Origin of the sequence: Gluconobacter sp. OJA, assembly GCF_039638325.1 — a bacterium.
Classification (GTDB): Bacteria; Pseudomonadota; Alphaproteobacteria; order Acetobacterales; family Acetobacteraceae; genus Gluconobacter; species Gluconobacter cerinus.
In genome coordinates, this window is sequence record NZ_JBDIWI010000001.1 from 386446 (window position 1) to 406663 (window position 20218).

Annotated in this window: 22 protein-coding genes; 15 read left to right on the forward strand and 7 right to left on the reverse strand. The window is 58.1% G+C overall.

The features are described 5' to 3' along the window. Window positions 1-87: 87 nt before the first annotated feature. Together ABDK75_RS01790 and ABDK75_RS01795 are read right to left on the reverse strand one after the other, a co-directional pair. A complete protein-coding gene (locus ABDK75_RS01790) occupies window positions 88-471 on the reverse strand; it encodes a UrcA family protein (RefSeq protein ID WP_346004812.1) in 384 nt (127 codons plus the stop codon). Between the two features lie 172 nt (window positions 472-643). Then, window positions 644-994, reverse strand: coding sequence for an endoribonuclease L-PSP (locus tag ABDK75_RS01795; protein WP_046900628.1), 351 nt, complete (start codon window positions 992-994; stop codon window positions 644-646). Window positions 995-1120: 126 nt separating this feature from the next. Between ABDK75_RS01795 and ABDK75_RS01800 the strand changes: the two genes are divergently transcribed. The 12 genes from ABDK75_RS01800 to ABDK75_RS01855 all read left to right on the forward strand — a co-directional run bounded on the left by ABDK75_RS01800 (window position 1121) and on the right by ABDK75_RS01855 (window position 10612). Beyond that, window positions 1121-1585, forward strand: a complete 465-nt coding sequence (locus tag ABDK75_RS01800) for a serine kinase (RefSeq protein WP_346004813.1) — start codon at window positions 1121-1123, stop codon at window positions 1583-1585. A 49-nt stretch (window positions 1586-1634) separates the two neighbouring features. After that, on the forward strand, window positions 1635-2603 hold the full coding sequence (gene rapZ / locus ABDK75_RS01805; protein WP_346004814.1) for an RNase adapter RapZ: 969 nt from the start codon (window positions 1635-1637) through the stop codon (window positions 2601-2603). Continuing rightward, window positions 2600-3040, forward strand: coding sequence for a PTS sugar transporter subunit IIA (locus ABDK75_RS01810; protein ID WP_086633509.1), 441 nt, complete (start codon window positions 2600-2602; stop codon window positions 3038-3040). Before rapZ ends, ABDK75_RS01810 begins: the two co-directional genes overlap by 4 nt. Before the next feature lies 1 nt (window position 3041). Then, window positions 3042-3326, forward strand: a complete 285-nt coding sequence (locus tag ABDK75_RS01815) for an HPr family phosphocarrier protein (RefSeq protein ID WP_346004815.1) — start codon at window positions 3042-3044, stop codon at window positions 3324-3326. Next, window positions 3313-5190 carry a phosphoenolpyruvate--protein phosphotransferase gene (ptsP, locus tag ABDK75_RS01820; RefSeq protein ID WP_408874402.1) on the forward strand — a complete coding sequence of 626 codons (1878 nt, stop codon included), beginning with the start codon at window positions 3313-3315 and terminating at the stop codon, window positions 5188-5190. The genes ABDK75_RS01815 and ptsP overlap by 14 nt, the downstream gene beginning before the upstream one ends. Before the next feature lie 63 nt (window positions 5191-5253). Beyond that, a complete protein-coding gene (locus ABDK75_RS01825) occupies window positions 5254-5793 on the forward strand; it encodes a Fur family transcriptional regulator (RefSeq protein WP_046900634.1) in 540 nt (179 codons plus the stop codon). Between the two features lie 6 nt (window positions 5794-5799). Then, window positions 5800-6261 (forward strand): hypothetical protein, encoded by a 462-nt coding sequence (locus tag ABDK75_RS01830; protein WP_346004817.1) that lies wholly within the window; start codon window positions 5800-5802, stop codon window positions 6259-6261. A gap of 18 nt (window positions 6262-6279) precedes the next feature. After that, window positions 6280-7305 (forward strand): asparaginase, encoded by a 1026-nt coding sequence (locus ABDK75_RS01835; RefSeq protein ID WP_346004818.1) that lies wholly within the window; start codon window positions 6280-6282, stop codon window positions 7303-7305. Between the two features lie 84 nt (window positions 7306-7389). Further along, window positions 7390-8814, forward strand: a complete 1425-nt coding sequence (locus tag ABDK75_RS01840; RefSeq protein ID WP_346004819.1) for a sugar porter family MFS transporter — start codon at window positions 7390-7392, stop codon at window positions 8812-8814. Between the two features lie 88 nt (window positions 8815-8902). Beyond that, entirely contained in the window at window positions 8903-9313 is a 411-nt protein-coding gene (locus tag ABDK75_RS01845) for a hypothetical protein (protein WP_346004820.1), read from the forward strand. Between the two features lie 130 nt (window positions 9314-9443). Beyond that, the gene (locus ABDK75_RS01850; RefSeq protein ID WP_346004821.1) at window positions 9444-9854 is read left to right on the forward strand and encodes a hypothetical protein; all 411 of its coding nucleotides are present in this window, start codon (window positions 9444-9446) and stop codon (window positions 9852-9854) included. A gap of 20 nt (window positions 9855-9874) precedes the next feature. Then, on the forward strand, window positions 9875-10612 hold the full coding sequence (locus ABDK75_RS01855; RefSeq protein WP_346004822.1) for a DUF4097 family beta strand repeat-containing protein: 738 nt from the start codon (window positions 9875-9877) through the stop codon (window positions 10610-10612). Here the strand turns inward: ABDK75_RS01855 and ABDK75_RS01860 are convergent. The 5 genes from ABDK75_RS01860 to ABDK75_RS01880 form a co-directional block, all read right to left on the reverse strand. Beyond that, on the reverse strand, window positions 10603-11325 hold the full coding sequence (locus ABDK75_RS01860; protein ID WP_346004823.1) for an RNA pseudouridine synthase: 723 nt from the start codon (window positions 11323-11325) through the stop codon (window positions 10603-10605). The two genes, ABDK75_RS01855 and ABDK75_RS01860, sit on opposite strands and share 10 nt — an antisense overlap. Continuing rightward, window positions 11315-14023: a DNA translocase FtsK gene (locus ABDK75_RS01865; protein ID WP_346005817.1), complete on the reverse strand. Its 2709-nt coding sequence runs from the start codon at window positions 14021-14023 to the stop codon at window positions 11315-11317. The genes ABDK75_RS01860 and ABDK75_RS01865 overlap by 11 nt, the downstream gene beginning before the upstream one ends. A gap of 117 nt (window positions 14024-14140) precedes the next feature. Next, window positions 14141-14740 (reverse strand): 16S rRNA (guanine(966)-N(2))-methyltransferase RsmD, encoded by a 600-nt coding sequence (gene rsmD / locus ABDK75_RS01870; RefSeq protein ID WP_064274599.1) that lies wholly within the window; start codon window positions 14738-14740, stop codon window positions 14141-14143. A 3-nt stretch (window positions 14741-14743) separates the two neighbouring features. Continuing rightward, window positions 14744-15529, reverse strand: a complete 786-nt coding sequence (locus ABDK75_RS01875) for a pseudouridine synthase (RefSeq protein ID WP_046900642.1) — start codon at window positions 15527-15529, stop codon at window positions 14744-14746. Beyond that, window positions 15526-16266, reverse strand: coding sequence for a gamma-glutamyl-gamma-aminobutyrate hydrolase family protein (locus tag ABDK75_RS01880; protein WP_346004824.1), 741 nt, complete (start codon window positions 16264-16266; stop codon window positions 15526-15528). The genes ABDK75_RS01875 and ABDK75_RS01880 overlap by 4 nt, the downstream gene beginning before the upstream one ends. Before the next feature lie 6 nt (window positions 16267-16272). Between ABDK75_RS01880 and ABDK75_RS01885 the strand changes: the two genes are divergently transcribed. The 3 genes from ABDK75_RS01885 (at window position 16273) to pgm (ending at window position 20214) form a co-directional block, all read left to right on the forward strand. Beyond that, window positions 16273-16737 (forward strand): nucleoside deaminase, encoded by a 465-nt coding sequence (locus ABDK75_RS01885; RefSeq protein WP_339406350.1) that lies wholly within the window; start codon window positions 16273-16275, stop codon window positions 16735-16737. Window positions 16738-16850: 113 nt separating this feature from the next. After that, window positions 16851-18377, forward strand: a complete 1527-nt coding sequence (locus tag ABDK75_RS01890; protein WP_046900645.1) for a Do family serine endopeptidase — start codon at window positions 16851-16853, stop codon at window positions 18375-18377. A gap of 190 nt (window positions 18378-18567) precedes the next feature. Then, entirely contained in the window at window positions 18568-20214 is a 1647-nt protein-coding gene (pgm, locus tag ABDK75_RS01895; protein ID WP_346004825.1) for a phosphoglucomutase (alpha-D-glucose-1,6-bisphosphate-dependent), read from the forward strand. The last annotated feature ends 4 nt before the right edge of the window (window positions 20215-20218 follow it).

Genomic DNA, 20218 nt, shown 5'->3' on the forward strand with positions numbered 1-20218 from the left:
TGCTGTTCCGTGCCGCCCTCCTGCAACAGGAGTGTCGCGGCGAACGGAATTGCTAGCGTGAGGATGCACAGGGGCGAGATAATATCCTTAGCCATGAGGATATGCGTCAGGCTTGGCAGCAAGCAGAACGTGCCCAACCCGATGGCTGTCTCTCTGTTCTGACCGGATGTCCCGTAGGGTCTGTAAAGCGCCTTCACGGGCTCTTTCGGCGCAGGAGGACACATCGTCCAGCGTCGCCATATCCATCGGGTTCGAGATGCTGCACACCGCCCGCGATGCGTCGTCGATTCGATTTTCAGCAGTTTGCCAACCCTGTCTGGACGTCAGGTCCAGTCCGGAAACGCTGATGGTCTGGCTGGACGTCGTAGGCACGACAGCTGGGAGAAGGGGGGCAGCTCTGCTGTGTGACACAGGGGCGAGGGAGAGTGCAGCGACAAGAGCGGTGCAGACGAAGATGGAAATACGAGACATGACGAGGGCCTTTCTGCCTGAAAGATGAGGCGATCATGTCGCCTGATTTTCACTATGCAGAAGGCGTGCCAAACTTGGTTTTCAGCGATAAAAATTATTCAAAATCTGAAAAATTAGAGGTCGAACTCAGATAATTGGCTCAAAAAGACATAATATGGTGGAATTCACCACATTATGGAGAAGGGCTGGCAATCAGGCTGAGAGCGATCCGCTGATTGGTATCGGGAAAGCCCTGAACAATTCGTAGCGTCAGGGCCGGTCTGGCTGAGGCGAGGGCTTCTCCAAGCGCGCTTTGACACTGACTGAAGCCATCTCCTTCACGCAGCATCGCAGCGACGTGGCGCGTCTGGTCAAGGGTCAGTCCATGTTCTGCCAGGGCGCCGGAGATCGCATTCAGTGCGGCCTGGCATTCTTCGGCAAGGCGCTGAGGGCGTTCTCCCTGTGGCCCAAGGCCGTCAAAGTCCGTGCAGGTCACTTCGTCACCGTGAACGGTAACAATATCATTCCTGGAAAAATCGCCCATAAGATCCGTATTTCCGATTCATCATCGGAGGCTGCGGTTGCCTCCCCAGACTCTTGATGAGCTGATGGCGATACAGCTCGATCTATCGCAAACGCTTCTAGCCCCGTCTTGAAAAGGCCGCAATCAGTGTCATCTCAGAAACGGTTTCCTGAAAGCGAAACATTTTATGCGTCCTGCGTGGCACACGATGGAGATGCGATCCTTCTGTGTGGCCCATCAGGCTCTGGAAAATCGATGCTCGCGCTGCAACTGATGGAACGCGGTTTCTCTCTTGTGTCTGATGATCGTGTTCTGTTGGATGGATCATTGGTTAGCCCCCCATCTGTACTGGAAGGACTGCTTGAGGTGCGCGGAGTGGGTATTCTCAGGACACCTTTTGTCACAAATTCGAGAGTGATTCTCAAGGTGCTGCTGGGGGGGCAGGGTGCCCGTTTGCCGATCCCGGAAAAAGACCCTCAGACCGGGGCTGTTGTTCTGCACATAAATGGCTGTCTTCCGGGGGATTCGTCCCGTGTGGCCGCAGCCTTTCTGGCCTGCCGCGGAACCTATGACTGGGTGGTGGGAGCAGGGGGCGATACTGCGGGAATCTGAAACTGCGAAATAGTTCCTTCTATTCTGAAAAAGGGCTAGAGTAGGGCATATGACACCGGCGAATATTCCCGAGTCCGAACCTTCGGCAGGATATGGTCCTGGTTCCAGACAGATCCTGATTGTCACAGGGCTTTCCGGTGCCGGAAAATCATCCATTCTACGTGTGCTTGAAGATCTGGGCCACGAAGTTGTGGACAATCCGCCATTGCATCTGCTCGACGCTCTGGCTTCGCGAAGTGGCAAACGTCTGGCTATCGGCATTGACGTTCGAAGCCGCGGATTTGAAGCGTCCGGTGTTCTCGATGAAATCGACAAGCTGAAAGCCCTGCCGGGAAGTCAGGTCCAGCTTCTTTATGCGACAGCAGAGCCGGAAATTTTGCTGCGCCGTTTCACGGCGACCCGTCGTCGTCATCCGTTGGTCACCAGTGGCACTGTTCTTCCTGGCATCGAACAGGAAACGCGTCTGTTGGCACCTTTGCGCGCTCATGCGGACTTTGTGATCGACACGTCTGATCTGCCCGCTCCTGAATTGCGTCAGCTCATCGAAACGCGCTTTGGAAGTCACACAAAAGATGGCCTGACCGTGGCTCTCATGTCCTTCGCCTATCCATCCGGTTTGCCCCGCGAAGCCGATATGGTGTTTGACGCCCGCTTTCTACGAAACCCTCACTATGACGCCACGCTTCAGCCCATGACGGGGCTGAATCAGGCCGTTGTGCAACACGTGAAGGCCGACCCCGCCTACGGTGCTTTCTTCAGTCATGTGCACGGCCTGCTCGATCTGGTGCTCCCCCGCTTTGTTGAGGAAGGCAAGAAATATGCCACTATTGCTGTTGGATGCAGCGGTGGTCGCCATCGTTCAGTAACCATCATTGAAGAGCTGGCTCGTCTTTTGCCCAGAACCGCCCCTGTTGGCCCGATGATGGTTCTGCACAGGGAGCTGGCCCGAAAAGGACTGTCCTCATGGCGCTGGGCTGTTCCCCCTCATGATGCGTCGGTCCAGGACAAGTCTGCATGATTGGTCTGATGCTGGTGACGCACGGCAGGCTGGGCGAAGTTCTGCTTGAAACAATGGTGCATGTGGTCGGGCCTCAGGCCCAGATCGGCATTGTCGGCGTTGGCGATGACGATGACCCGGCACTTCTGCGGCCGGAAGCGGACAAGCTTTTGCATCAGCTTGATACAGGCGAGGGTGTTCTTGTCCTGACGGATATTTTTGGAAGTTCGCCGTCTAATCTGGCTCTATCCCTTCGGGAACCGGGGCATGTTGAAGTTGTGTCCGGTGTGAATGTTCCCATGCTGGTCAAGCTGGCCAAGACCCGTGTTGGTCTGGATCTTGAAGGCTGTATCGAAAAAGCAACCATGGCTGGGCGTAAGTATATCGCGGTGGCTTCTCAGCTCCCTGACCCCTGTCTGCACGGGGGGCCGCGCCCCTGTGTCATGCCGGTCCCGTAAAATGAGCGAAACAACTCTCTCGCCCCGCACTTTGACCATCGTCAATCGGCTGGGGCTTCATGCCCGGGCTGCCGCCAAGCTCGTAACCACGGCTGAGCGATTTGATGCGGAAACTACGGTGGAGCGTGGCGGTAATGTCGTCTCGGCTCTGTCCATCATGGGGCTCATGATGCTGGGTGCTGGAGAAGGCGAGACTGTCACTCTCAGGTCACACGGCCGACAGGCTTCTGAAGCGCTGGAGGCGGTGGAAGCGCTGATTTCTGACGGATTTGGTGAGCGTGACTGAAACGCCACTCCGGGCGCCACGCCCAAGAGTAAGCCGTTCGCGCAAGGCGTCCAACATCTCCCTGACCCTTCAGGGTAAAGCCATTACTCAGGCGATTGGCCTTGGTCCGGCAGGGCGTGTGGAAGAACTTCCCCTTCCGGAAATCATCGAGCGATACAGCCAGATTGGTTCTGAGGCAGAGCTGACAAGGCTTCAGAGCGCCATCACCCGTGCCCTGCGCCAGATCGAAAAAATGCGCGACAGGCTTGTCGGGCTTCCTGAAGAAGGGCGCGAAGAGATCGCGACCCTTCTGACGGTTTATGAGCGCATGCTTGGCCCCTCCCGCCTGACGCGGCAAGTCAGGATGCGGATCGAGGAAGAGGGGCTTTGCGCCGAAGCTGCCGTCGCAGATGTCAGCGAAGCCTTGGCGCTTCAGGTTCTGAGAACTGCCGAAGCCATGGCTGGAGAGAACGGTGGGCAGGAGCAGGACGCCAATCTAAGGCTGGCTGGCGAGTTTGAGGAAATTGGCCGTAGGTTGATCCGCAACCTGACGGGCGTCTCTTACCGTGCATTCTCCAGCCTCCCTCCGGGGTCAGTGCTGGTGGCGGAACAGCTTCGTCCAGCTGATGTCGCTATGATTGATCCCGCCCGGATTGCCGCCGTCGTAACAGAAGGCGGTGGTGGCGCTGATCATACGGCCATCTTGCTGCGTGCGCTCGATATTCCAGCCATTCTGGCCGTGCCAAATCTTATGGCGCAGGTCACGGAAGGCGATATGCTTGTCGTCGATGGGCATCTTGGCACTATCACGCTGTCTCCCAATGAAACAGAGCTGCGTCTGGCACGGGAAGCTGCCCAGAAAGAAGCCAAGGAAAAGCGGACTTTTGGTCGCCTGAAAAAGCTTCCTGCCCAGCTTCAGGGTGGCGAACCCATTGAGCTTCTGGCCAATCTGGAGCTCCCGGCCGAATTGCCCATGCTGTTGCGCAATGGTGCCAAGGGAATTGGCCTTCTGCGTAGTGAATTTCTGTTCGGCGAGCGGGACGATCTGCCTGATGAAGACGGGCAGACGGCAACGTATCGCTCCATCATTGAAGGCATGGACGGCCGACCGGTCACAATCCGTGTTCTGGATTGGGGCGGTGAAAAAGGGCGGGCCTGCATGCGTCGCCTGGGTCTCGCGGAACAGGTGGCGGATGGAGACAACCCCGCGCTCGGTTTGCGGGGTATCCGCCTCCTTCTGCGCGTTCCGGATGTGCTGGAGACGCAGTTTGCCGCCATTCTGCGGGCAGCCTCGCCTGCTGACGGCAATACGGCCATTGGCCCGGTCCGCATTCTCCTTCCGATGGTAACATCGGCGGATGAGGTGATTGAGGCGCGGGAAATTTATGACAAGGTCGCGCGCCGCCTCAAGCGCCGTCAGATTGTTCTGCCGGACCCGCTGCCGCCCTTAGGCATCATGGTTGAAACGCCCGCAGCAGCTCTGACGGCCAATACCATGGCCCAGCATGCGGACTTTATGGCCCTCGGGACCAACGATCTGACGATGTACACGCTGGCTGTGGATCGAGCGGATTCCATGGTGGCAGACCGCTACAGTCCGCTGCACCCTGCCGTACTTCAGCTGATTGCCCTGACAGCAGAGTCTGCCTTGCGGGCTCATCGTCCTATCTCGGTATGTGGAGAAATGGCATCGGACCCGCGGGTTGTCGCGCTGCTGATTGGACTTGGCCTGCGGTCATTTTCGATGAATTCTGCCTCTCTTCCACGCGTGAAACGCCTGATCAGAACGTTGAAGATGGAAGACTGTGATCACCTCAGACGTCATGTGATGATGGAGACAGATCTGGCTTCCATTCAGTCGCTGATCCGTGATTTCGCACTCTGATTCTGGTCCGCTTCAAGGCTCTCTATCGAAAAACAGTCGGCATGATGCCATATAGGAGAGACCATGCCGGATTCGTCTTTTGAGACCTCCTCTGCGGAGGACCTGTCCTTTTCCCCATCCATCACCTCCCGTCTTGAGCGGGCTGGGGACTGGTGCCGTCACCGTGGGCAACGTCTGACGGAGACGCGACGTCAGGTTTTGGGGCTGATCCTGTCTTCCGATAAGCCGTCCGGTGCTTACGATTTGCTGGCGCGTTTGCGGCCAGCGCACCCCAATGCTGCCCCTCCGACGGTCTATCGTGCACTGGATTTCCTTCTGGAACAGGGGCTGATCCATCGGCTTGAAAGGCTGAGTGCTTTCGTTGCCTGCTCCCATGCGACAGACTGCCACCATGGGTGCGATCATGGAGAATGGGGCGTTCATCGTGCTCAGTTCCTGATCTGCAAATCCTGTGGCCGGGCGTGGGAGCTTGAACAGGAAACGATTGTGCCGGCCCTTATGCTGGCGGCCAAGGATGTTGGATTTCGGGCTGAGGCCGCGACTGTAGAAATTGAGGGTGTTTGCGCAGCCTGCCAGAAAACCGGCGCTCGAAGCGGGAACTGACCCATCATGGGCGTGAGACGTTCTCCACCGCCCGCCCTGCCGTTTGACACTCTGCCGGAGCGCTCATCACCTTCGCCCCAAGTCCGCCGGGCAAGAAAAACGCTGCATATCTCTCAGCCTGATCTTTGGGACTGGCAGCCTCCAGTGACACATCTGACTGCTGAAGATGTAGGCGCCGTCATGCTTGATGCTGAGGCGTTCCATCCCCCGGCTGGTGAGACCTTTCTGTACGCCCTGATGGGCCGCGCAGAGGGACAAGCTATTCTCGACGGCGGATTACCCCTCGCAGACGGGTTGATTTTTCTTGAGGGATCTCTGGCCGCACTGGCTCTAGCTGATGTCCCGCCCGAGCAGGACATCGGAATTCTGCGTGTGCGACGCCGGTTGATCCAGTCCTGGCTGGAGGTGGCTCACGAGGGTCACGGGCCGTGCTATGTGCTGGTCGCAAAAGATCCATCAGGTCGCTGACAACAGAGGTTAAAAGACATGACAGCACACACGGGCTCCGGATTGCTCGCGGAAGTCACGCGCGGAAAACAGGTTGAGTCACGGCATCTGGGCCGGGCTGTGGTTGTGGATGCCGATGGCTCTGTCGTCTGGTCCTGCGGGGATGTGAATGCAGCTGTCTTTCCGCGTTCGACCGTCAAGTCCCTGCTGGCAATTGAACTCGTCGAAAGTGGAGCGGCTGATCGGCTGGGTCTTTCCGACGAAGCTCTTGCGCTCGCGTGTGCCTCTCATAATGGCGAAGAGGCGCACGCCAGGGTTGCTGCCTCCATGCTGGCGGCTGTGGGGCGGGATGTCGCGGCCCTGGAATGTGGAACTCATTGGCCAACGTATGAGCCTGCGGCCCGTGCCCTGGCTGCCGCGCATCAGTCTGCATGCCCGCTTCACAACAACTGTTCCGGCAAGCACGCCGGTCTCATCTGTCTGGCTTGTGACCAAGGGGTGGATCCTGTGGGCTACATTGATCCCGCTCATGAGATCCAGCGCCGTGTGACAGATGTTCTGGCCTCCATGACCCAGACGCCTCATACGGACGCCAACCGCGGAACGGACGGCTGCTCAATGCCGACATATGCGGTGCCTCTGAAGGCTCTTGCCCATGGTTTTGCCCGGTTCGGGAGTGGTGTTGGCCTTTCTTCTGAAAGAGCCAAAGCAACACAGCGGCTTCGGGAGGCTGTGGCAGCTCATCCGTTCATGGTGGCCGGAACTGGACGATACGACACAACGGTCATGAACAATTTCGAAACTCGTGCGTTCATCAAAATGGGCGCTGAAGGTGTCATGATCGCAGCATTGCCGGAACAGGGACTGGGTTTCGCCATCAAGACGGATGACGGTGCCAACAGGGCGGCAGAAGTTGCCATGTCGGCTCTGCTGCATCATTTCGGTGGTGAATCGCTGTGCCGAACGGCAAAAGATCATGCGATTTTCGCTGACACCAAAACGCAGACACTGCGTAACTGGCAGGGCGTTACGGTGGGTGAAATCAGGGCTGCCCTCACGATCTAAGCGAGATCGTGCTATAAAGATGACAATTCAGGCATCCACCAGAACTGGTGGGTGTCATTTTTTTGCGAAGGATACCCGCCAAGCATGACGGATCAGGCCAGGACCGAAGAGATCACCCAGCCAGATAACAGTGGAACATCTGTTTTTGATCCAACACGGTTCAAGATCATTGCCATTGGAGTGATTGCCGCCCTCGCAGGATTAATGTCCGGTCTGGATATCGGTGTTGTTGCGGGTGCTCTGGATCTGATTGGTCAGGAATTCCATGCGTCTACGCTGGCGCTGGAATGGGTCGTCAGTTCCATGATGGCAGGTGCCGCTGCTGGTGCTCTGGGTGCAGGCTGGCTCTCCCATCATCTGGGCCGCAAGCGATCCCTTATTCTTGGCGCAGCAGTGTTCGTGGTTGGAACGCTGGGCTGTGCGATGGGATGGTCCCTTCCATCCATCATTGTCTTCCGCGTCATCATGGGGATTGCAGTGGGTATTTCAGCCTTTACGGCTCCGTTATACCTGTCGGAAATCGCCAGCGAAGAGTCTCGTGGCGCCATGGTCTCGACCTACCAGCTGATGGTGACGGTCGGTATTTTCGTCGCGTTCCTGTCAGACACCTACTTTTCCTACAGTGAAAACTGGCGTTGGATGTTTGGTGTCGCAGGTATTCCTGCTGTCCTGTTTCTGATTGGCGTTCTGTTTCTGCCATACAGCCCGCGCTGGCTGATTATGCAGGGACGTCACAAGGAAGCCCGTGAAATCCTCGTGGATCTACGGAATGACCCGCTGGAGGCTGCCAAGGAAATTCGCGCCATTCGTGAACAGCTTGAAACCAAGCAGGAAGGCTTCAGGCTGTTCCGCACGAACAGTAATTTCCGCCGCTCTGTCGCTCTTGGCATCATGTTGCAGGCGATGCAGCAGCTCGCAGGCATCAATATCGTTATGTATTACGCCCCGAATATCCTGGCGGCGGCTCATTTCGATGCGCATTCCCAAATGTGGTGCACGGCCATTATCGGGCTGGTCAACATGCTGGCAACGTTCGTGGCGGTTGGTCTTGTGGATCGTTGGGGCCGTAAGCCAATCCTGTATGCTGGCTTCACAGTCATGGCGATTGGAATGGGCGTGCTTGCCATGCTGCTTCAGGGCGGCATGACCACGCAGTCTTCCCAGATCGCAGCCGTGTTCCTGCTGATGATCTTCTGTGCCGGATTTGCGATGTCTGCTGGCCCGCTGATGTGGGTTCTCTGTGCGGAAATTCAGCCTCTTGGAGGTCGCGATTTCGGTATTGCGATGTCAACATTCACAAACTGGATGACCAATCTTCTTGTGGGTGTGAGCTTCCTGTCGCTCATGAAAGCCATTGGAACAGGCGGAACATTCTGGCTCTTCGCAGGCTTGAATGCACTGTTTTTGCTGCTGACAATCCTGTTCGTGCCAGAAACAAAGGGTATGTCTCTGGCCGTTATTGAGAAGCGACTGATGCAGGGCACAAAGCTGCGCAAGCTCGGCCGCTAATCTCCCAAAACATATTCTGCCCGATAGAAACGTTCGGCCTTTGGTCGGACGTTTCTGCTATAAAGGGGGCCAGCTGAAGGAGGCTGTCATGACCAATTTTTCTCTCTCGTCCGAAGGTCCGGGTCGTGGAGGCGTTCTCCTTGTTTATGGGCTCTATATCGCCCGGTTTTTCACGGGCATTTCCCTATTGGCGGGAGTGATCCTCGCTTACGTCCTGAAAGGCTCCAGCCACGGTGTGGTTCGAACGCATCTGAGCTGGCTCATTCGCCTGTTCTGGTATGACGTTGCCTTTATTATCGGGTGTGCTGCTCTTTTCGGTACCTGTTTCATTACCGAACCTCCTGGAAGTTCCGGGCCAGGACAGCTCCTATTCCTGATTCCGATTGGTATTTTTGCTCTGTGGAACATCGCTCTGCTTGTGTCGCTGTTTTATGGCGTGCGGTCCCTGACGCAGAACCAGGGGCCACTGCCTGATCGCTTCCGGGCACTTGGCGAATAAACTGGCGAATTACGCCATTCTCAGTCTGTCTTGCATTGAGTGGCAAGGCAAGCTGATAGGAAAATCAGGAACTGGCACAGTTTCTGCATGAGCTTTTTTGTTGAGGATCATCCTCCAGAGGAGTTCATTCATGTACACCACGACGATGTCCGGTTATGGAGCCGCCCGACAGGATACGGGCCGTGACTACGTCCTGCTGATTTATGCGCTGTATCTCGTCGGCTTCTTTACAGGAATTACGGCATTCGTGGGCGTAACACTCGCCCATGTAGCGCGCCGCTCCGCAACTGGCCTGAAACGTGCCCAGCTGGACTGGCAGATCAGACTGTTCTGGTACGGTGCATTTGCGCTGACAGTTATTGGCCTGATTCACCTGATGGTCGCAGGGTTTGGCGCCATCACGGGTGGCCTTGGTCTGGTCTTCATGGTCGTGCCGTGGGGACTGACCCTGACATGGGGTATTCTTACCGCCTGGGCTGTCGTGCGTGGAATGTATGCAGCATTGATGAACCGCCCGGTTGCATCATCCAACTCCTTCTGATGCCAAAGAAAGCGAATACAATGCCTGTTTTCCGTACCGTTTTCCCTGTGCTGCTTGCTGCAACCTGCCTGACTTCCAGCGCGCTCGCTGCTCCGCTCAGTCAGAGCACATCCAGCGAAGATCTATCCTACGCAACCCTGCCGGAAGGGGGGATCATTTCCACCATCAGTGGGGATGTAGAAGTCAAAACCTCTTCCGGGCCGCTGTCCATCCGAAGTGTCAGTGGTGATACGGACGTTTCATCATCCAATGGGCCTGTATCCGTCTCAACGGTCAGTGGTGATACCCAGATTGGTCAGATTCAGGGTGCGCTTCAGATCAAGTCCGTTAGCGGCGATGTCACTGTTGCCGGGGCAGCCGGGGCAGCAATGCTGATGACCGTGAGTGGTGACGCACATCTTGAGAAAGCAGCCGGGGACGTCACGGCCAAAAGCTCCAGCGGCGATCAGGACATCACCCTGATTTCAGCACCCAATGCGCGCACTGTGCTTTTGGAATCTGCGTCCGGCGATATCACGCTTCACGTGCCGAAGGGTTTTGGTGGCACCTTCGACATCCAGCTCCGTCAGGGACGTTCGCAGAAAGACTTTCCCCTTGAGCAGTCACTGGGTCTGGCTGTGAATGTTGGTCCGTGGGAGAAACCGAGCCTTGTCTCAAGTGAATCCCGGAAGATTACAGCAAGTGGAAAGGTCGGTGACGGGAAAGACCATGTCACGCTCCGGGATGTCTCCGGAACCATCCGTATCGTTCAGGACTGACCGTCCCATCCTAAATGGCGCAGCGCCTCAGCCATAGCTGGGGCGGGCGGCGCAACAGCGTCGAGGGTTTCTTCAGCGAGCGGTACGTGAAGGCTACGGGCCAGAAGATGCAGGCCCCCTGCATTCTCTGAGCCGTAAACCCGGTCACCCACAATCGGCGTCCCGAGATGCGCACAATGGATGCGAGCCTGATGGGTACGTCCTGTCAGAAGTTCCAGCTCCAGCCAGCTTCGGCTGCCTGCCTGGCCCAGAACGCGCCACCGCGTGATGGCAGCATCGCCTTTCGGGTCCACAATCATACGCCAGCCTGAGGGCATTGAATGTCTGAGCAGGGGAGCGGAAATTTGGCCTTCCTGCTGAGCTGGGACGCCTTCAACAACGGTCCAGTACAGTTTGCGGACCTGGCGCGCCTGAAAAGCATTCTGGGCTTCGATCAGAGCCGTCTTGCGGCGTGCAATCAGCAGGCAGCCAGATGTATCCGCATCAAGGCGGTGGGCCAGCCAAGGCCCGCCGCGTGGATGGGTCACAAGGCGCGTCTCTACCGAATCCTGAGTGGATGGACCGGGATGAACAGCCAGCCCGGCGGGTTTGTTCAGGATCAGGAAGCGCGAGGTTTCCAGCAGAACAGGAAGATCCTGCCCCAGATAGAAAAGACCACGCGGGGCAGGGGAGGGGGGAGTTTCGCCGCGGCTTCTGCGTCTATCAGTCCTCATGGGATGCCGGACGACGGGCTAGAATTTCGCGTTTGCCCACATGGTTGGCCGGTCCGATGATGCCTTCCTTTTCCATCTGGTCAATCAGCTTCGCTGCGCGGTTATACCCGATCGAGAGATGGCGCTGGATAAAGCTGGTCGAGGCGCGACCTTCCGTCATGACTATGTCTACGGCCTGTTCGAACAGGCTGCCCTCTCCATCTCCACCGCTTCCGCCGCTGCTCATGCCGCCACCGGAGGAGCCACCTTCTTCATCTTCCCCGGAGACAACGTCATCGTTGTAGATCGGATCGCCCTTGGAGCGCAGATCTGCCACGACTTCTTCAACCTCATCATCCGCCACAAACGGTCCATGGACACGTGTAATGCGGCCACCGCCCTGCATGAACAGCATGTCACCCTGACCAAGAAGCTGCTCGGCACCCTGTTCCTGCAGAATGGTACGACTGTCGAACTTGCTGATGACCTGGAAGGAAATACGGGTTGGGAAGTTGGCCTTGATGGTCCCGGTAATTACGTCAACGGACGGACGCTGCGTTGCCATGATGACGTGAATACCAGCAGCACGCGCCTTCTGCGCAAGACGCTGCACTGCCGTCTCGATTTCCTTGCCAGCGACCATCATCAGGTCAGCCATTTCGTCGATCACCACCACGATATACGGCAGGTTTTCCAGCGGAACCTGCTGTTCGTCAAAGACGGGTTTGCCTGTCTCAGGGTCAAAGCCGGTCTGAACGCGACGGGTGACCATCTCCCCGGATGCCCGAAGCTGGCTGACGCGTTCGTTGTAGCCGTTGATATTACGGACCTGAAGCTGCGCCATCAGACGATAGCGACGGTCCATCTCCTGCACGGTCCACTTGAGAGCACTGACAGCCTTTGCCGGTTCCGTCACCACAGGGGTCAGAAGATGCGGAATTCCGTCGTAAATCGACAGTTCCAAGATCTTTGGATCAATCATGATCAGACGGCACTCTTCCGGGCTAAGCCGATAGAGCAGTGACAGGATCATGGAGTTGATACCAACGGACTTACCCGATCCAGTCGTACCAGCCACCAGAAGATGCGGCATTTTTGCCAGGTCCGTATAGACCGGAACGCCAGCAATATCCTTACCAAGCGCAATCTGGAGGCGGCCCACGCCATTGGTCCATTCCGGCGTCATAAGCAGTTCGGAGAAAAACACCATCTCGCGCTTGGCGTTCGGAACCTCGATACCAATGACATTCCGGCCGGGCACCGTCGCGATACGCACACTGAGAACGGAGAGGGACCGCGCCACGTCATCCGCCAGACCGATCACACGTGACGATCGGATACCCGGAGCAGGTTCAAGCTCATAAAGCGTGACAACCGGGCCTGCGTGAATGTCGCCAATCGTGCCCTGAACGCCGTAATCCGCCAGAACACTTTCCAGCAGTCGTGCATTGGACTGAAGCGTTTCCTGCGAGGGACCTGTGGAGGCGTGTGCAGGTGGTGGGTTCAGTAGAGACAGCGGGGGAAGTTCCCAGCCTGTTGCTGCGGGGGTGCGCGGTGGCATCGGGCGGGCGGCAGGTTGTGGCTGAGCCGGGCGCTCAGGACGACGCATTCCGAAGAGGCTGCGGCGCTGTTCCGGCTCTGGTGCAGGCGGCTCGATGCTGCTCTGCGGCCCATCTTCATCCGCATCGTCTTCAACATGCGAACGCTGGATCGTTTGAACATTCCTCTGGCGGGCAATCTGCGCCAGTCGTTCAGCATAAGGGTTGGACGGCGCTTCTTCCTCTTCCGGCACCTGCGGATCTGGGGCCGCGGCGTTGGCAGCTTCGTTCCGCATGACTGCCGGATGCTCGTAAGGGTCTTCCGCCGTTTCCATGGGAGGCTGCATCCAGCCCGTGTTCTGCGGCACGAAGGGAGACGGGCGCGTGCTTGGGTCACTCTTGCCGAAGCTACGCCGCAGAAAAGACAGGGGCGCTGCATCTGGTGCAGGGCTGCTTCCTGTATTGCCGCGCTGGAATTCGTACTGACGCGGGTCGGGAGCAGGACGATCGGACGTCTGCGGGCCGTTCATGCGTCGGGCGAGGGCCACGGGCTGGCGGGCCAGCAATGCGGCGCCCTGTCCCATGGCGCGCCATTCGCGCCACTGAAGCCCCATAGCAAGTGGCATCAGAATGCCCATCAGGAGCAGAACAAGAAACACTGCCAGTGCACTGCCTGCTGAACCGGCTTCAGCATGTGCGGCGTCAAGCAGACGATGAGCACAGGACACGCCCATTTCGCCGCCCAGACCGGCTGCTGTCGGCCAGGCTACTTCAAGCCCCGGAATAAGCAGCTGGAGAGTGCCAATGAACGTGGCGCCAGCCGGAAGAAGCAGGAGTGCAGCGATAATCCGGACGATGGGGGCACTCATGCCGTGATGGCGGACCATACGCCAGGCCCAGGCCAGCAGCACGACAATCGGCAGACCGCTTCCTAGGCCCAGCCACTGCACCAGACCATCCGAAATAGTGGCGCCGGTCCGGCCCAGAAGGTTCGTGGGTTCTGTTCCCGTGGACGTATTGAACGACGGATCGTGCGGGTTGAAGCTCCACAGCGCGATGCCGATGGCAACAGCCGCAATCAGAAAGCCCAGTCCCAGAAGCTCCATGAGGCGGGCGTTCAGCGCACTCCGGAGCTTTGGTGTCATGTGACGGTCGTGTGCTTCACGAACGATGTTGCGCACTGTGCTGGTCGAACGGCTGAACACGGCCAAGTCTCGTCACCCCGTCGGTTTTCTGGATTACGGCTTTCAGATCAAGACTGAATTATACCTGACAGGCCACTGAATACAGTAGGAAAATTAAGGAACAGTGGATGAATGTCGCCAGATGGTCACCTTTGCCGCGCCGAATTTCCGGATCACGAGTGGCTCGGCAGGAAGTGTGGGGGAAAAGTGTTCGGAAGGTGGCACAAACGGGGCAAAATCTTCAGTCGCTCCCGTCTCTGCAACGATCAGTGCACCTTCAGCAATCCAGCCCCCTCGTGCCAGAGCGCGCAGACCCGATTCGACCAGTGTTTTCCCGTAAGGTGGATCCAGGAAAATCAGCGTATGCGGCTCTGTCGCACGGGGCGGATGCGTCACGCTGCAACTCAGCACGCGAGAGATGTCCCGAGCGCGGCAGATATCGAGATTGGCACGCAGGGCGTTCAGGGCATTGCGGTCCCGCTCGATAAAAGATGCGCGCTGAGCCCCGCGTGACAGGGCTTCCAAGCCCATCGCCCCTGTCCCGGCATAACCGTCCAGAACAATGGCCTCTTCAAGCTCATCATGCCCGTACCATGGGGCATGAGCCAGCATGTCAAAGATGGCCTGCCGCGTCCGGTCAGATGTGGGGCGCGTCCCTTCTCCCCGTGGGGCCATAAGTGCACGGCCCTTGTTCTCTCCGCCAACAATCCGCATGAATCAGCGGGTCCGCTTGCGGGTCGGAGCAGGTAGATCGGGGATCTGCTCGCGCAGTGTCTTACCGTTGACTTCCTCAAGTTCGCGCGCCTTCAGGGAGCCGAGCTGAAACGGACCATACGACAGACGGATCAGGCGGCTCACATGCAGGTTCAGGCCGCGCATAACCTGACGGATTTCACGGTTCTTACCTTCACGCAGAGAGACGGTCAGCCAGGAGTTGTCACCCTTGACGGAATCCAGTTCGGCTTCGATCGAGCCGTAACGGATGCCTTCAAATTCAAAACCATCGACCAGAGAGGCCAGACGTCTCTCGTCCACCATGCCAAAGACGCGCACACGGTAACGGCGGACCCAGGCATTGCCGGGCAGCTCCAGACGACGTGCCAGTTCGCCATCGTTTGTCAGCAGCAGCAGACCCTCGGAATTGATATCCAGTCGGCCGACGCTGATAACACGCGGCATTCCCTCAGGCAGGGAGTCAAAAACTGTCCGGCGTTCCTGCGGGTCACGATGCGTGGTCAGAAGGCCGTCAGGCTTGTGATAACGCCACAGACGGGTACGCTCGGGATTATCCACGGGCTTACCGTCAACCAGCACGATGTCACCCGGCTGAACGAATGTTGCGGGATGCGTGACGGGCTGGCCGTCCATCTTGATCCGGCCGTCTTCGATCATGCGTTCCACGTCACGACGGCTGGCAACGCCAGCGCGCGCAAGGAACTTTGCGATGCGTTCGCCTCTTGGGCCGTCGGATGTTTCAGGGGTCGGGTTAAGTTCTTCGGTCATCGTGCTGCTGCCTCCACCAGCGCCGCATACAGGCGACGGTCGCCGGGGTCGAGGGTGAATTCAGGATGCCACTGTACACCAATGGCGAATTTTGCGTCGTCCAGTTCGATTGCTTCGATCACACCGTCCGCCGCAACAGCCGAGATTTTTGCCTTTCCTGCCGTCCCCACAGCCTGATGGTGGGACGAATTGACGTGCATGATCTCGGTCTCAACAATGCGGGCCAGACGGGTGCCAGTCACAAGAGAAACCGTATGTCCGGGTTCATGGCGCGGGTTGGGCTGCTCATGTTCCAGTTCGGGTGGAAGATGCTGGATCAGTGTCCCACCCGCATTCACGGCCATAAGTTGCATGCCGCCGCAGATTCCCAGAACAGGAATGTCCCGCTTGAGTGCAGCACGCAGAAGGGCAAGCTCGGCAGATGTTCTCGCGGGGCGGGGGCTGGTCAGAGGATGAGGTTCTTCCCCATACAGCGCAGGATCAACATCAAACGCGCCGCCAGTGATAACGAGGGCGTCCAGGCGCTCTACCATAGCTTCCGCGTTCCCCACATACCCCAGGCAGACTGGTAAGCCGCCAGCGCCACTGAGGGCTGTGAGATAATTTTCCCGCAAGGCATGATAAGGATAGCGAGAAAATTGCCCCGAACCGCCAGGCTCATGATCGAGCGTAAGACCAATGAGCGGAGCTGTGTTCCGGGAAGGGGATGGACGGGCGGTGGTCATACGCCCCATCATCGCATCATGATTCAGGCCGATACAAGCCGCGCCATGCAGTTGGCTCTTGATGCCGCAGACGAAGCGGCCCGACAGGGTGAAGTTCCCGTGGGGGCAGTGGTGCTGGATGCGGCGGGAGATGTCGTGTCCGTGGCGCGCAACCGCGTAGAGGAACTGTATGACGCTTCTGCCCATGCTGAACTCTTGGCCATGCGTGCCGCAGCAGTGAAGCTTGGCTCGCCGCGCCTGACAGGATGTACGCTTGTTGTCACGCTGGAACCCTGCTCGATGTGCGCGGGCGCCATTGTACATTTCAGGTGCGAGCGTGTCGTGTTCGGTGCTTATGATCCCAAAGGTGGCGGGGTCGAACATGGTCCGCGTGTGTTTGAACGGCCGACCTGCCTGCACAGGCCGGAAGTGATCGGCGGACTACGTGAACGGGAAGCGGCTCTTCAGCTCAGGACATTCTTCCAGCGGCTGCGGAAAGGGTGACAAACAAAGACTTACGGATGTTTCACCTCCCGGTCAGCTTGGTGAATGGGAACGCAGTGCATAGTGCGGACTTATAACGACCGAACCGTTCTTCTGTAACAATCGGGACTGACATGACCACACGCTTCCGCGCTTCCCTTGCTGCCCTCGCTGCCACGACCTTTCTGGTCGCGGCTCCCGCTGCCATGGCGGATAACGGAGCCATCAAGCCGCAAACCAATGTTCAGGCACTGCCCAACTTCGTCACTCTTGTGAAGCAGGTGAAGCCTGCCGTTGTTTCCATCACGGCACACATCAAGGCCGATGTTGCCGAGCAGGAAGAGAACGGCCCAGGCGGTGATGGCGGCGGCGGAATGCAGGGTTCGCCTTTCCCGTTTCCCTTCCCGTTCCAGATGATGCCGCAGCAACAGCAGCAGAACCGCACGGTGGAAGCTCGCGGATCAGGCTTCATCATCTCGGCTGATGGTTATGTCGTGACCAACAACCATGTTGTGAATGGCGCCACGAAGGTGACGGTCACGCTGGATGACGGGACCACATTGCAGGCCAAGATCATTGGCCGTGATCCGAAGACGGACGTGGCTCTTCTGCGTGTGAAGCCAACCGGAAAACTGCCGTTCATTGACCTCGGTGATTCTGATGATGTCCAGCCGGGCGAATGGGTCGTTGCCGTCGGCAATCCCTACGGTCTTGGCGGAACCGTGACGGCAGGTATCGTCTCGGCTCTGGGCCGTGATCTGCATTCCGGTGCATATAACGACTTCATCCAGGTTGATGCGCCGATCAACCACGGCAACTCCGGTGGCCCGCTGTTCACGCAGGATGGCAAGGTCGTGGGCATCAACTCCATGATCATTTCGCCGAACGGTGGTGGCTCAATCGGTATCGGCTTTGCCATTCCATCCAACACGGTGCGATCTGTCGTCGATCAGCTTGAAAAAACGGGTCATGTGACGCGAGGCTATTTCGGCATCGAGGGGCAGGATATTTCTCCGACGATGGCTCAGGCGCTCAACCTGAAGTCCCCGGAGCCCGGTGCTCCGCCACATGGTACGCTGGTGGCGTCCGTCTCCAAGGGTAGCCCAGCCGAAAAGGCTGGTATCAAGAGCGGTGACGTCATCCTGACGCTAAATGGCCATCCGGTGAAGAACGGCCATGATCTGGCTGTGAAGGTTGTCTCCATTGCACCCGGGACAGACGCTACGGTGAACCTGCTGCGTGACGGCAAGCCGATGGATGTGAAGTTCACAGTGGGCAACCTTGCTAACCAGGATCATGGCAGCGGCGGTGCAGATAGCAGCCAGTCCGCCGGTGCTGGCAAGCTTGGTGTGTCTCTGGCATCCCTGACGCCGCGCGCCCGACAGGAACTGGGCCTGGATGACAGCGTGCAGGGCGCCGTCGTTGCTGACGTTGTTCAGGGTTCCCCGGCTGACCAGTCTGGCATTCGTCCGGGCGACATTATTGTGGCCGTGGGAAATCACGTCACGCCGTCTCCGAAGGCTGTGGTGGCACAGGTGCGTGACGCTCTGTCCCGCAAGCAGCCCCCTCTGCTACGCATCCTGCGTGACGGGCAGCAGCTCTTTGTCGCTGTCTCGCCTGATGGTTCGGATGATGGCAGCTCAGGCGACGATCTCCAGTAATTCTCGTATCGGGTTTTACGAAACAGCGCGGGGGGACAGATGTCTCCCTGCTTTTTTTATGGTCGTCACAAGGGAAGGCGTCAGAGTTCTGTAACTGGACAGAAGGCCCGAGATAAGTTTTTCTGAGCCGCAATTGGCGTTCGTGCGTTACGGTCGCTTAAAACGCGGATCTGTTAAGGATTTTGGATTAATGGCCAATATCAGCCCCCTCGCCGGAAAAACGCTCGATCAGTCGCAGTTGACGGATATATCGGCCCTGGTTGCCGCTTATTATGATCGCAAGCCGGACGTCTCCATCCCGACCCAGCGTGTTTCGTTCGGGACTTCCGGGCACCGTGGTTCGTCTTTCCATACCAGCTTCAACGAAGGCCATATCCTCGCCATCTGTGAAGCAATCTGTCGGTATCGTAAGGCGGAGGGGATTGATGGCCCGCTCTTCATTGGCATTGACTCGCACGCCCTGTCGGCCCCTGCACAGCGCTCGGCCATTGAGGTTTTCGCGGCCCACGGCATTGATGTCCGCATCGACCAGAACGATGGCTACACGCCGACGCCTGTCATTTCCCACGCCATTCTGACCTATAACAAGGGCCGCACGACGGGTCTGGCCGATGGTGTGGTTGTCACGCCGTCCCATAACCCGCCGACGGATGGTGGCTTCAAGTACAATCCGACGAACGGTGGTCCGGCAGATACGGCCGTGACGAAAGCCATTCAGGATATGGCGAATGACCTGCTGGCGGATGGCCTGAAGGACGTAAAGCGCCTGCCTTACGACGAAGCCAAGAACGCACCGTCCATCAAGCGCTATGATTACGTCACGCCGTATGTGGCCGATCTGGAAAACGTCATCGACATGGCGGCCATCCGTGATGCGGGCGTGAAGATTGGTATTGATCCGCTGGGTGGCGCTGCCGTTGGCTACTGGAAGCCCATCGTCGAGAAGTACGGCCTGAACGCTACGATCGTCAGCGATGTCGTGGACCCGCAGTTTGCGTTCATGACGGCAGACTGGGACGGGCAGATCCGTATGGACTGTTCTTCGCCGTATGCCATGGCGCGTCTCATCAAGATGGGCCAGGATTTTGACGTCGCGTTCGCCAATGACACGGATGCAGACCGTCATGGCATCGTGGCCATGCCGGATGGCTTGATGAACCCGAACCACTATCTGGCTGTGGCGGTTTCGTACCTGTTCCAGAACCGCCCCGAGTGGAAGCCTGATCTCGGTGTCGGCAAGACGCTGGTGAGCAGTGGTCTGATTGATCGCGTTGTCGCGGATATGGGCCGTAAACTGGTCGAGGTGCCGGTCGGCCTGAAATGGTTCGTGCCGGGCCTGATGGATGGCTCGCTGGGCTTTGGCGGCGAGGAGAGTGCAGGCGCAACCTTCCTGCGCCGTGATGGCTCAGTCTGGACGACCGACAAGGACGGTCTCATTCTCGGCCTTCTTGCTGCGGAAATCACAGCCAAGACGGGCAAGAACCCAAGCCAGCATTATCATGAGATCATCGCTCGCCTCGGAACGCCGTATTATGCGCGGATCGACGCGGCAGCGAACCCGGAGCAGAAGGCCAAGCTCAGCAAGCTGGCGCCTGAGCAGTTCCCGCTTGAAGAACTGGCTGGTGACAAGATCATTGCCAAGCTGACGAAGGCACCGGGCAATGGCGCGGCGATCGGCGGCCTGAAGGTTGTGACGGAAAATGGTTGGTTCGCAGCCCGTCCATCCGGCACGGAAGATGTCTATAAGATCTATGCCGAGAGCTTCAAAAGCCCAGAGCACCTGAAGGCCATTCAGGACGAGGCGCAGGCCGCGATTTCCAAAGTCTTTGCGTCTTGAAGCT